Source organism: Kitasatospora sp. NPDC059577 (assembly GCF_042735475.1).
Lineage (GTDB): Bacteria > Actinomycetota > Actinomycetes > Streptomycetales > Streptomycetaceae > Kitasatospora.
On the sequence record NZ_JBHWBZ010000043.1, the window covers coordinates 13,113 to 27,001 of the forward strand.

Here is a 13,889-nt window from a genome sequence, read left to right on the forward strand (position 1 = left end):
GGGCAGGAAGCCAGGAATCGAGCGGGCAACTCCGGTCCGCCGCGCGGCCCGGACCAGCAAGGTCGATTGCCGGTCAGTTTCCTGGTCGGTTCACTGCTCGCGCGCAAGCATCGGCGGCGAGAACTGTGAGCGCGGTCCCGGGCCACCGGCCGGGAGGCCGCCCGGGCCGCCGGCCGACCGCCGCGGAGAGGAGCCAGGTGTGTACCGGGCAAGCGATCAAGAAGGATCCGGTCCGCACCCGTCGGTCCGCCGGGCCGGGGACCGGACGCCGCTGACCGCCGCCGGCCGGGCGCTGTGGCTCGCCCAGCAGTTCGCGCCGGACTCGCCGCGGTTCAACCTGGTGCGCCGCTTCGAGATCCGCGGCCCGCTCGACCCGGAGCTGTGGCACCGCGCGATCCGGCAGGCGCACGCCGAGAGCCAGGTCTTCGAGGTGCGGCTGGGCGAGGACGCGGACGGCCCGTACCAGGAGTACCTGGGCCGCTCGAACGCCGGCTGGGACGTCGTCGACCTCGCCGACCGGGCCGACCCGGAGCTGGCCGCCCACCGGTGGATCGCCGACCGGATGAGCACCACGTACGACCTGCGGCACGGGCCGGTGGGCGAGGACGTGCTGCTCAGGCTCGGTCCCGGGCACTGGTTCTGGTACAGCAGCTACCACCACGTGCTGACCGACATCCAGGGCCTGGCCATCCTCACCGAGCGGATCAACGCGCTCTACAAGGCGATGGTCGCCGGCGAGGAGCCCGGCGGCCGCCCGCTGCCGTCGTCCCTGCTGCTGCCCGTGGAGGAGGCCGCGTACCTGGCCTCGGAGCAGTACGGGGCGGACCGTGCGTACTGGCTGGAGCGGATGGCCGACCGGCCCGAGCCGGTCACCGTGGCCGCCCGCGCCGCCGACTGGGTGGGCGACGTGCTGCGCGCCCAGACCCTGCTGACCTCGACGTACGCGACCGCCCTGCGCAAGCTCGGCCGGCGCCGGCGCACCGACTGGACGGCCGTGGTCGCGGCCGGCGTCGCCGCCTACCTCAGCGGCCTGAGCGGCCACCAGGACCTGGTGCTGGGGCTGACCGCCACCGTCCGGCGCACCGACGCGGCCCGCAGCACCCCGGGCATGCTCGCCAACGAACTGCCGCTGCGCGTCCGGCTGGACCCGGGGATGACGGTGGGTGAGCTGATCGACCACACCTCCGCGCGGCTCGGCGAACTGCTCACCCACCAGCGCTTCCCGCACGAGCACATCCGGCGCGAGCTGGGCATGCGCGACGCGGGCGACCGGCTGTTCCACGCGGCGCTCAACCTGGTGCCCACCGGCGACCGCACCGAGCTGGCCGGCTTCCCCGCCACGGTGACCGGCCTCAACGCCGGGCAGGTCCCCGACCTGGTCCTCACCCTGTTCCCCGATCCGGCCGGCGGGCAGCACGTCCGCCTGGAGGGCAACGAGGCCCGCTACGACCAGGCCGACCTGGACGCCCACACCGTCCGGCTGCTGGCCTTCCTGCACCGCCTGGCCGAGGCCGACCCGGACACCCCGCTGGCCCGCCTCCAGCTGGCGACGGCGGTCGAGCAGGACCGGGTGGTGAACGACTTCAACGACACCGAGTGGCCGACCGAGCGGGTCACCCTGCCGCAGCTGTTCGAGCGCTCGGCGGCGCGCACCCCGGACGCCGACGCGGTGGAGTTCGAGGGCCGGACCCTCACCTACCGCGAACTCGACGCCCGGGTGAACCGGCTGGCCCGGATGCTGGTGGAGCGCGGGGTGCACCGCGGCGGCTTCGTCGCCGTCGCCCTGCCGCGCGGCCTGGACAACCTGGTGGCGCTGCTCGCGGTGATGAAGGCCGGCGCCGTCTACTTCCCGGTGGACCCCGGCTACCCGGCGGACCGGGTGGACGGGATGCTGTCCGACGCCCGGCCCGACCTGATGATCACCCGGCACGCCGACGGGCTCCCGGCCCGCGACGGCCTGGCCGCGGTGCACCTCGACGACGCCGCGGTGGCCGCCGCGCTGGACGCCGCAGACCCCGCCGAGCCGGCGCCGCCGACCGCGCCGACCCCGGCCGACATCGCGTACATGATCTACACCTCGGGCTCCACCGGCCGCCCCAAGGGCGTGCTGGTGCCGCACACCGGCCTGGCCGACTTCGCCGAGTCCCAGCCCGGCGTGCTGGCGCTGCGCGAGGGCGAGCGGGTGCTGATGATCAGCTCGCCCAGCTTCGACCCGTCGATGTGGGAGTTGTCGGTCTGGCTGATGAGCGGCGGCTGCGCGGTGATCGCCCCGCCGAGGCTGATGCCCGGCCCGCAGCTGGCCGACTTCATCGCCGAGCACCGGGTCAGCTGCGTGGGCACCGTGCCGTCGGTGCTGGCGGCCTTCCCGCCCGGCTCGCTGCCGGACGACCTGATCATCGCGGTCGGCGCGGAGGCGCTGCCGGCCGAGCTGGTCCGCCGCTGGGGCGGCGCGCACCGGCTGCACAACGTGTACGGCGCCACCGAGAGCACCGTGTTCACCACCATGACCGGCCCGCTGACCGGCCCCGGCACCCCGTCGATCGGCTCCCCGCTGCACAACGCCCGGGTGTACGTCCTGGACGCGCTGCTGCGCCCGGTGCCGCCCGGCGTGACCGGCGAGATCCATCTGGCCGGCCCCGGCGTCTCGGTCGGCTACCACCGCCGGCCCGACCTGACCTCGCAGCGCTTCGTCGCGGACCCGTGGGGCCCGCCCGGCAGCCGGATGTACCGCACCGGCGACAACGGCTCCTGGGGGCCGGACGGCAAGCTGCACTTCGTCGGCCGCAGCGACCACCAGGTGAAGATCCGCGGCTTCCGGGTCGAGCTCGGGGAGGTCGAGTCCAGACTCACCGCGCACCCCTCGGTCGCCCGGGCCGCCGTGGTGGCCCGCGCCGCGCAGGGCAGTGCGCGCCGACTGGTCGCCTACGTGGTGCCCGCGCCCGACGCCGGGGTGGAGCCCGCCGAACTGCGCGCCTGGGTCGGCCGGACGCTGCCGGAGCACATGGTGCCCGCCGCCGTCGTCGCCCTGGACGCCTTCCCGCTCACCTCCAACAACAAGATCGACCGGGACGCGCTGCCCGAGCCCGACATCCGCGGCGGCGCCACCCGCCGGCCGCCGCGCACCCGGACCGAGACCGTCATGTGCGAGCTGCTGCACGAGGTGCTCGGCGCGGACGAGATCGGCATCGACGACAGCTTCTTCGACCTGGGCGGCGACTCCATCACCGCCGTCCAGCTCGCCGCACGGGCGGTCAACTCCGGGCTCGCGCTCACCCCGCAGGACGTCCTGACCTACCGCACCGCCGCCACCATGGCCGCGGTCGCCGACGGCGGCCGCGCCGCGGACCTCGACCGGTCGCTGCTGACCGACGCCGGCGGCCCGGCCGAGGGGCTGCCGCTGACCCCGCTGCAGCAGGGCATGCTGTTCCACTCGCTGTACGCGGACGACACCGGCGCCGACCCGTACATCGGCCAGATGGTGTTCGAGCTGACCGGCGAGGTCGCGCTCGACCGGCTGCACGCCGCCTGCGACGCGCTGGTCGCCCGGCACGACGCGCTGCGCGCCCACTTCGAGCTGGACGGCCTGGGCGAGGCCCGGCAGACCATCCCCGCCGCGGTGGCGGTGCCCTGGGCCGAGCACGACCTGCGCGCCCTCGGCTCCGACGCGCAGGAGGCGCGCACCGCCGAACTGCTGGCCGCCGACAAGGCGACCCGCTTCGACCTGGCGAAGCCGCCGCTGCTGCGGTTCGCCGTGATCAGCACCGCCGACGACCGGCACCTGCTGGTCTTCACCAGCCACCACGTGCTGTTCGACGGCTGGTCCGTCGGGATCATGCTGAAGGACCTGTTCGCGGGCTACTCCGAGGTCTCCGAGCCGTCCGGGAAGGTCTCCTTCGCGGCCTACCTGCGCTGGCAGGACCGCCAGCCGAAGGGGCCTGCCGCGGACGCCTGGAAGCGCGCGCTGGCCGGGATCGAGCAGCCCTGCCTGGTCGCCCCGGGGGCGCCGCTGACCACCGAGATGCCCGCGCTGATCCGCCGGTCGCTGTCCGGGAAGCTCTCCGCGGACCTGGGCCGCAGCGCCCGTACGGCCGGCCTGACGGTGAACACCGTCTTCCAGGGCGCCTGGGCGGCGCTGCTCGGGCAGCTGACCGGCCGGGACGACGTGGTCTTCGGCGCCTCGGTCTCCGCCCGGCCGCCGCAGCTGGCCGGGATGCAGGACCTGGTCGGCCTGGTGATGAACACCGTCCCGGTGCGGGTCCGGCTCTCCGCCGAGCGGACGCTGTCCGAGCTGCTCACCGAGGTCCAGGCCGAGCAGGCCGGGCTCGGCGCGCACCACCACCTGGGCCTGGCCGACATCCAGCGCGGCCTCGGCCTCGGTGAACTCTTCGACACCACCATGGTGTTCGAGAACGCGCCGGCCGACCGCGAGGCGATCCGCCGCACCCTGCCGGGGCTGGAGATCGCGGTCGCGGAGTCCGACCGCACGGGCGTCACCCACTACCCGCTCAGCCTGATCGTCCACCCCGGCCCGCAGCTGCGGCTGGAGCTGACCTACCGCGACGACCTGTACACCGCCGAGCAGGCGCAGGCACTGCTGGAGCGGCTGGAGCGGTACCTGCGGGCCTTCGTCGCGCAGCCCGGACTTCCTTTCGGGCGTGTCGAGTTGGTCGACGCCGAGGAGCGCCGGGAGCTGGTCGGGGCGTGCAACGAGACCGCCGTGGCGCACGAGGAGGGCACCCTGCACGGGCTGTTCACCGCGCAGGCCCGCCGCACCCCGGACGCCGAGGCCGTGGTGTACGGCGAGCGCCGGGTCAGCTACGCCGAACTCCACGCGCTCTCCGGCCGGTTGGCCGCGGCCATGGCCGCCGACGGGATCGGCCCGGGCGACGTGGTCGCGGTGGCCCTGCCGCGCGGGGTGGACCTGGTCGTGGCGCTGCTCGCGGTGCTGCGCACCGGCGCCGCCTACCTCCCGCTGGACCCGGAGTATCCGCCGGAGCGGGTGCGGGCGATGACCGAGGACGCCCGTCCGGCGCTCACCCTGGACGGGCGGAGCTTCGCCGAGCTGTCGGCGCGGGAGAGCGCGGGCCCGGCGCCGGACCGCGCGGTCGACCCGGTGCACACCTCGTACGTGATCTTCACGTCCGGGTCCACCGGCCGCCCCAAGGGCATCGTGGTCGCCCACCGCGGCATCGTGAACTACCTGCGCTGGATGCAGCGGCGCTTCCCGCTGGCGCCCGGCGACCGGGTGCTGCAGCGCACCTCGATCAGCTTCGACCCGTCGGTGTGGGAGATCTTCTGGACCCTGCACGTCGGCGCGACGATGGTGGTCGCGCTGCCGGAGGCCGACCAGCACCCCGGCTACCTGCCGGAGCTGATCCGCACCGAGCGGATCCACACCGCGCAGTTCGTGCCGTCCACCCTGGAGCTGTTCCTGCTGGAGCCCGGCGCCGCCGGGTGCGACAGCCTGCGCCAGGTGTTCTGCGGCGGCGAGAAGATGACCGCCGGTCTGGTGGAACGTTTCCGCACGGCCACCGACGCCGGCCTGCACAACCTGTACGGCCCGACCGAGGTCTCCGTCTACACCACCACCTGGCAGGCCGGGTCGGAGACCGGAACCGCCGACGTCCCGGTCGGCAGCCCCGCCGACAACCTGCGGGTGTACCTGCTGGACGGAGCCCTGCGCCCGGTCCCGGCCGGCCTGCCCGGCGAGATCTACATCGCCGGCACCGGCGTGACCGACGGCTACACCCGCCGTCCCCTGCTGACCGCCGAACGGTTCGTCCCCGACCCCTTCGGCCGGCCCGGCACCCGGATGTACCGCACCGGCGACCTCGGCGTGCGCCGCCCCGACGGCGCGGTGCGCTACCTCGACCGCGCCGACCACCAGGTGAAGATCCGCGGCCACCGGATCGAACTCGGCGAGATCGACTCGGCACTGTCCGCGGTGGACGGCATCCGGCAGGTCGCCACGGTCGTCCGCGAGGACGTCCCCGGCAGCCCGCGCATCGTCTCGTACGCCGTGCCCCGGCCCGGCGCGGTGCCCGACCTGGACACCGCCCGCAAGCAGGTCGCGGAGCAACTGCCCGAGTACATGGTCCCGTCCGCGATCGTGTCGCTCGCCGCCCTGCCGCTCACCCCCAACGGCAAGCTCGACCGGGCCGCCCTGCCCGCCCCGCAGGCGGGCCGACGGGAGCGGCGCGAGCCGCGCACCGACCGCGAGCGCCTGCTCTGCCGCCTCTTCACCGAGGTGCTCGACGGACAGCAGGTGGGCATCGACGACAACTTCTTCGACCTGGGCGGCGACTCCATCGCCTCCACCCGGCTGGCCGGCCGGGCCCGGATCGCAGGCCTGTCCCTCACCCCACGGGACGTGTTCCGTCACCGCACCGTGGCGGCTCTGGCGGAAGTCGCCACCGAGACCGAGCCCGAGGCCGCCGTCGCCCCGCCGGCGGCGCCCCGGATCGAACTCGACGCCGACGAGCTCGCCGAACTCGAAGCGCACTGGAGAAGTGGGAAATGAAGCCGACCTCGTTCGACGCGATCTGGCCGTTGACGCCGCTGCAGGAGGGCATGCTCTTCCACGCCCTGTACGACGGCGGACAGGAGGGCGTCGACCACTACAACATGCAGCTCCCGATCGAGCTGACCGGACCGCTCGACCGGGCCGCGCTGCGCCGTGCCTGCGAACTGGTCGTGGCCCGCCACCCCGCCCTGCGCGTCGGGTTCCTGCAGCGCCGCTCGGGCGAGCCGTTCCAGGCCGTGGCGTCCCAGGTGGAACTGCCGTGGACCGAGACCGACCTCACCGGCCTCGACCCGGCCGGACAGCAGGCCCGGCTCCGGGAGGTGCTCACCGAGGAGCGCCACCGCCGCTTCGAGATGACCCAGCCGCCACTGCTGCGCTTCACCCTGGTCGCCCTGGCCGCCGACCGGCACGTCCTCGTGCTGACCAACCACCACATCCTGATGGACGGCTGGTCGATGCCGGTGGTCGTCGAGGACCTGTTCCGGATCCTCCACCACGGCGGCGACGCCACCGCCCTGGACCCGGCGGTCTCCGTCGGCGACTACCTCGGCTGGCTGGGCGCCCGCAACCGCGGCGCCACCGAGGCCGCCTGGGGCAAGGCACTGGCCGGCCTGGAGGGCCCGACCCTGCTCGGCCGCGGCGCCGAACCGGCCGCCGGCGGCGTCTCCCAGCGCCGGATCCGCCTGGAACTCGACGAGGAACGCTCCCGCGCGCTGGCCGAGGCCGCCCGCAGCCGCAACCTCACCGTCAACACCGTGATCCAGGGCGCCTGGTCGCTGCTGCTCGCCCTGATGACCGGCAGCGACGACGTGGTCTTCGGCTGCACCGTCGCCGACCGCCCGGCCGCCGTTCCCGGCGTGGACCGGGTCGTCGGCCTGCTGATCAACACCGTCCCGGCCCGGGTCCGGATCGACCCCACCGAGCCGTTCGGCGCTCTGCTCGACCGCATCCAGGACGAGCAGTCCGAACTCGGCGAGCACTCCTGGCTCGGCCTCGCCGACATCCACCGGATCAGCGGCCACGACAGCCTGTTCGACACCACCCTCGCCTTCGAGAACTTCCCGCTGCCGGCCTCCGCCCGCGGCGTCGAAGTTGCCGGTCTGCGCCTCGCCCTTGCCGGTGAGGCCGTCGACGAGGTCCCGGAAGGCACCCACTACCCGCTCAGCCTCGCCGTCTTCCCCGGCCCCACCACCGTCTTCGAGCTCAACCACCGCCCCGACCTGTACCCGCAGGAGCGGGCCGAGGCCCTGCTGGAACGCCTCGCCCTGCTCGTCGGGCACGCCGTCGACCGGCCGGACACCCCGGTCGGCCGGCTTCCGCTGCTCACCGCCGAGGAACGCCGCCGCATCGACCGGGCCGCCGCCCCGGCCCCCGTCGCCACACCGCCCGGCACCCTGGTCGACCTGTTCGAGGCCCAGGCCGCCCGCACCCCGGACGCGCCCGCCGTCAGCTGCGGCGCCGAGAAGCTGACCTTCGCCGAACTCGACACCGCCGCCAACCGGCTCGCCCGGCAGCTGGTCGCCCGCGGCGCCGCCCCCGAACGGCCCGTGGTGATGGCCCTGCCGCGCACCGCCGGGGCCGTCGTCGCCCTGCTGGCGATCCTCAAGTCCGGTGCGGTGTACGTCCCGGTCGACCTGGAACAGCCCGTCGAGCGGATCGCCGCCGTCTTCGGCGAACTGCGCCCGCACCTCGTCGTCACCACCGCCGCGGCCGCCGCCCGGCTGCCCGGCGGCACCGAGCGGGTGCTGCCGGACGAACTCCCCCGGGAGGAGAACGGCGCCGTCCTCACCGACGCCGACCGGCTCGCCCCGCTGCGCCCGGACCACCTGGCCTACGCCGTCTACACCTCCGGCTCCACCGGCCGCCCCAAGGGCGTCGCGATCGAACACCGGTCGCTGGCCAACATGTTCCACAGCCACCGCAACCACCTGTTCGAGCCGGAGCAGGCGGCGGCCGGCCGTCCGCTGCGCGCCGCGCTGACCAACTCCCTGGTGTTCGACGCCTCGTGGAGCCAGCTGCTGTGGATGGTCGGCGGCCACGAGCTGCACATGATCGAGGAGGAGCTGCGGGCCGACCCGCACGCCCTGCTCGACCACGTCACCCGGCACGGCATCGAGGTGCTGGACACCACGCCGAGCTTCGCCCGCCAGCTGATCGCCGAGGGACTGCTCGACGAGGGCCGTACGGTCCGCGTCCTCGCGCTCGGCGGCGAGGCCGTCGACGAGCCGCTGTGGCGGCGGCTGCGCGACACCCGGGGCCTGTCCGCGTACAACCTCTACGGGCCCGCCGAGTGCACCGTCGACCCGATGTACGCCCGCTTCGCGGCGCACGAGCACCCGGTGATCGGCGGCCCCGCCGACAACCTGCGGGCGCACCTGCTGGACGACGCGCTGCGGCCCGTCCCGCCGGGCGTGACCGGCGAGCTGTACCTGGCCGGCGCCGGCCTCGCCCGCGGCTACCTCGGGCAGCGGGTGCTCACCGCCGAGCGCTTCGTCGCCGACCCGTTCGGCGCGCCGGGCACCCGGATGTACCGCACCGGCGACCGCGCCCAGCGCGACGACGACGGCACCCTGGTCTTCCTCGGCCGCACCGACGACCAGATCAAGATCCGCGGCTTCCGGGTCGAACCGGGCGAGATCGAGGCCGTGCTGGCCGCCGCGCCCGAGGTGCGGCACGCCGTCGCGGTGGCCCGCGAGGACCGCCCCGGCTCCCCGGTGCTGGTCGCCTACGTGGTCGCCGCGCCCGGCGCCACCGCGGACGGGCGGGCGCTGCGGGCCCGGGCCGCCGAGGTGCTGCCCGGCTACATGGTGCCGAGCGCCGTGGTCGTCCTGGACGAGCTGCCGACGACCGTCAACGGCAAGGTGGACAAGGCGGCGCTGCCCGCCGTCGGCTTCGAGGGCGACGGCGCGGGCGGCGAGCCGCGCGACGAGCAGGAGGAACTGCTCCACGGCCTGTTCGCCGAGGTGCTGCGGGTCGAGCGGATCGGCATCCACGACAACTTCTTCAACCTGGGCGGCGACTCGCTGCTGTCCATGCGGCTCTCCGCGCTGGCCCGCCGGGCCGGGCTCGCGCTGAGCCCCCGGGACGTCTTCCTGCACCGCACGGTGGCCGCCCTGGCCGCCGCCGCCCGGGCCGCCGACGCCGGGGACACCGGTGCCGAACCGCCGGCCGACGGCCCGCTGCCGGAGCTGACCGCCGAGGAACGCGCCGAGGTCGACGCCGCCCATCCCGACGCCGTCGAGGTGTGGCCGCTGACCTCGCTCCAGCAGGGCATGAGCTTCCACGCCCTGCTCGCGCCCGACCGGGTCGACCCGTACGTCACCCAGCAGGTCTTCGACCTGGACGGGGAGGTGGCGCCCGCCGTCCTGCGCGCCGCCTTCGACACGGTCCTCGGCCGGCACGCCAACCTGCGCGCCCGCTTCGCGCGGCTGCGCTCCGGCCGGGCCGTGCAGGTGATCCCCGAGCGGGTCGAGGTGCCCTGGCGGGAGGTCGACCTCGCCGCCCTGGCCCCCGCGGAACAGGACCGCCGGGTCGGGGAACTGGTGGCCGAGGAGCACGACCGGCCGTTCCCGATCGGCTCCGCCCCGCTGCTGCGGGCGCTGCTGGTCCGGCTCGCCGGGGACCGCCACGTCCTGGTCGTGACGGACCACCACATCCTGCTGGACGGCTGGTCGGTGCCGCTGTTCTACCGCGAGCTGTTCACCGCGTACGCCGCCGGCGGCTCCGCCGAGGGGCTGCCCGAGCCGGTGCCGTTCCGCCGGGTGCTCGCCTGGCTGGCCGGCCGGGACGGCGCGGCGGCCGAGCGGGCCTGGGCCGGGGCCCTCGCGGGCCTGGACGAGCCCACGCTGGTCGCCCCGCACGCCGACCTGTCGGTGCTCGCCGCGCAGGGCACCGCCCACGCGGTCCTGGACGCCGGATCCTCGGCCCGGATCACCGCCGCGGCCCGGGCCGCCGGGATCACCGTGAACACCCTGCTGAACGGCGCCTGGGCGATCGCCCTGGAGCGGCTGACCGGCCGGGGCGACGTCGTCTTCGGCGCCTCGGTGTCCGGGCGCTCCCCCGAGCTGCCCGGCATCGAGGACGCGATCGGCCTGGTCATGAACACCGTGCCGTTCCGGGCCGTGCTCGACCCGGCGGAGCCGCTGTCCGCCGCCCTGGTCCGGATGCAGACCGAGCAGTCCGAGCTGATCGCCCACCACCACCTCGGGCTGCCCGAGATCCAGCGGGCGGTCGGGCTCGGCGAACTCTTCGACACCATCGTCGGCTTCGAGAACGCCGGCATCGACCACGCCGAGGTGCGCGAGCCCGTCCCCGGCCTGGGCATCGGACTGCGCGAGCCGTCCGTCCCCGGCTCCGCCCACTACCCGCTGCGACTGCTGGTGCGCCCGGGCGAGCAACTGGACGTCAAGCTCCACTACCGCACCGACCTGTACGGCGAGGCCGAGGCGGGCGACCTGCTGGCCTCGGTGCTGCGGGTGCTGGAGACCTTCGCCGAGGCGCCGGGGACCCGGCTCGCCGCGCTGGAACTGCTGGCCGCGCCGACCCGGGAGGCCGTCCTGGAACGGTGGGCGGCGACCGCCCCCGCCGCGCCCGCGGCCACCATCCCGGCGCTGTTCGCCGAGCGGGTCGCCGAGCACCCCGGGGCACCCGCCGTGCTGACCGGCACCGAGGAGCTGAGCTACGCCGAACTCGACGCCCGGTCCGACCGGCTGGCGCGCGTCCTGCTCTCGCACGGGGCCGGCCCGGAGCGCATCGTCGCGGTCCTCCTGCCCCGCACCGCCGAACTGGTCACCACCATCCTGGCGATCTGGAAGAGCGGCTCCGTCCACATGCCGGTGGACACCGACTACCCGGCGGACCGGATCGGGTTCATGCTCACCGACGCCCGGCCGGACCTGATCCTGGCCGCGCCCGACGCCGTGGACGGGATCCCGGCGGAGCTGCGCGACCGGGTGGTGACCACGGACCGGCTGACCGCCCCGGCGGACACCCCGTCCGGTGCGGTCACCGACGCCGAGCGCGGCCGCCCGCTGCTGCCCACCTGCGGCGCGTACATCATCTTCACCTCGGGCTCCACCGGCCGCCCCAAGGGCGTCCTGGTCACCCACGCCGGCCTGGCGAGCTTCCTCGCCACCCAGCGGCGCCACCTGGACCTCGGCCCCGGCCGCAAGGTGCTGTGGTTCGCCTCGCCCAGCTTCGACGGCGCCATGGGCGAGCTCAACACCGCGCTGCTGAGCGGTTCTTGCGTGGTCGTCGGCAGTTACGACGAGATGCTGCCCGGGCAGCCGCTGGCCGACTGGGTGGCCCGCACCGGCGTGCAGACCCTGACCATCCCGCCGTCCTCGCTGGCAGCGATGGCCGACGGCAGCCTCCCGGAGGGGATCACCCTCGTCACCGGCGGCGAGGTCCTGCCGCCCGAACTGGTGGCCCGCTGGGCCCCGGGCCGGCGGATGCTGAACATCTACGGCCCGACCGAGACGACGATCATCGCGACCGTCGGCGGACCGCTGGAGCCCGGCGTCGCCGTGTCGATCGGCGTCCCGGTGGTCGGCGCCCGGATCCGGGTCCTGGACCACTGCCTGCGCCCGCTGCCGGCCGGTGTGCCCGGCGAGGTGTACATCTCCGGCGCCGGCCTGGCCCGCGGCTACCTGCACCGGCCCGACCTCACCGCGAGCCGCTACGTCGCCGACCCGTTCGGCGCGCCGGGCGACCGGATGTACCGCACCGGCGACATCGCCCGCTGGCTGCCGGACGGCCGGCTGGACTACGTGCGCCGCGCCGACGACCAGGTGAAGCTGCGCGGCTTCCGGATCGAACCGGGCGAGATCGAGGCCGTGCTGGCCGCCGACCCGGGCGTGCGGCACGCCACCGTGCAGCTGCGCGAGGACACCCCCGGTTCGCGACAGCTGGTCGCCTACGTGGTCCCGGCCGGGCCGGACGGCACCGACCCCGCCGCGCTGCGCGAGCGGGTCGCCGCCCACCTGCCGGAGTACATGGTGCCGGCCGCCGTGGTCGAGATCCCCGAGCTGCCCACCACGCCGCACGGCAAGCTGGACCGGGCCGCGCTGCCCGCCCCCCGCTTCGCCGCGGCCGAGGGCAGCCGGGCGCCGCGCACCCCGCGCGAGGAACTGCTGCGGCAGCTGTTCGTCGACGTGCTCCAGGTCGAGCGGATCGGCATCGACGACAGCTTCTTCGCGCTCGGCGGCGACTCGATCATGTCGATCAAGCTGGTCACCGCGGCGCGCGAGGCCGGGCTGGAGATCTCCCCGCGGGACGTCTTCACCCACAAGTCCGTCGCCGAACTGGCCGCCGTGGTCACCGAGTCGACGCCGCAGAGCGCCGACGAGGAGGCCGAGGAGCCGCTCGTCGACCTTGACCAGGACGAACTCGACGAGTTCATCGCCAAGTTCGCCCAAGAGGACTGACCGACCCGGGCGGCGGAGCCAGCCGGGACCCTGCTCGGCCCTCCGCCCGTGACACCGCCCCGCCGCCTGCCCCGGGCAGGCGGCACAGGACCATCCGTCCGCCCACCCGGCCGAACCGGTCGGAGAACAGCAAGGGAACGCCCGATGACCCGTCACCAACCGTCCACTGCCAGCGCTCCGACCCCGTTCCGGGGCCGGCTGGCCGAGTACACCCTGAGCGCGGACGAGGCCGCCGAACTGGCCCTCGCCGCACACAAGATCGCCGACGACTGCGGCAACCCGCTGGACGAGCAGTTCTACGACCGCGCCTGGCAGTTCGACCGGATGCTGCCGGTCGGCCTGCAGGCCTTCCTGGCCGACTTCCGCCGCCGCGAGCCCGCCGCCGCCTGCCTGGTGCACGGGATCCCGGTGGACGACGTCGAACTCGGCCCGACCCCCGGGCACTGGCGCGACGCCATCGCGCTGGAATCGGCCCGCACCCAGGAGGCCATGCTCGCGCTGGTCGGCCTGGCCCTGGGCGAGCCCTTCGGCTGGGCCACCCTCCAGGAGGGCAGCATCATCCAGAACGTGCTGCCGATCCGCGGCGACGAGGACCGGCAGAGCGGCTACGGCAGCGAGGCCCTCCTGGAGTTCCACACCGAGGACGGCTTCCACCCCAACCGCTGCGACTACCTGATCCTGCTCGGCCTGCGCAACGCCGACGCGGTGCCGACCATCGTCGCCTCCGTCCGGGACGTCGAACTCGACGACCGCACCCGGGAGGTGCTCTCCCAGGACCGGTACCACATCCTCCCGGACACCGAGCACATCCGGCAGCTGGAGACCTCGGACCCCGGCCCCCCCGCGCTCCCCCACCCCCCCCCGCTGGCCCCCGACCCCCCCCCCCCCCCCGCGCGGGTCGGCGCCGGCCCCACCCCCGACCAGCGCAGCGCCCCGCCGGG

3 protein-coding genes are annotated in these 13,889 nt (G+C 75.0%); all 3 read left to right on the top strand.

What is annotated here, in order from left to right:
* Positions 1-199 precede the first annotated feature (199 nt).
* Positions 200-6,520, top strand: a complete 6,321-nt coding sequence (locus ACFV0O_RS27720; RefSeq protein WP_380346321.1) for an amino acid adenylation domain-containing protein — start codon at positions 200-202, stop codon at positions 6,518-6,520.
* A complete protein-coding gene (locus ACFV0O_RS27725) occupies positions 6,517-12,948 on the top strand; it encodes an amino acid adenylation domain-containing protein (protein ID WP_380346323.1) in 6,432 nt (2,143 codons plus the stop codon). The genes ACFV0O_RS27720 and ACFV0O_RS27725 overlap by 4 nt, the downstream gene beginning before the upstream one ends.
* A gap of 144 nt (positions 12,949-13,092) precedes the next feature.
* On the top strand, positions 13,093-13,889 hold a 797-nt coding region (locus ACFV0O_RS27730), incomplete at its 3' end, for a taurine catabolism dioxygenase TauD (RefSeq protein WP_380346325.1).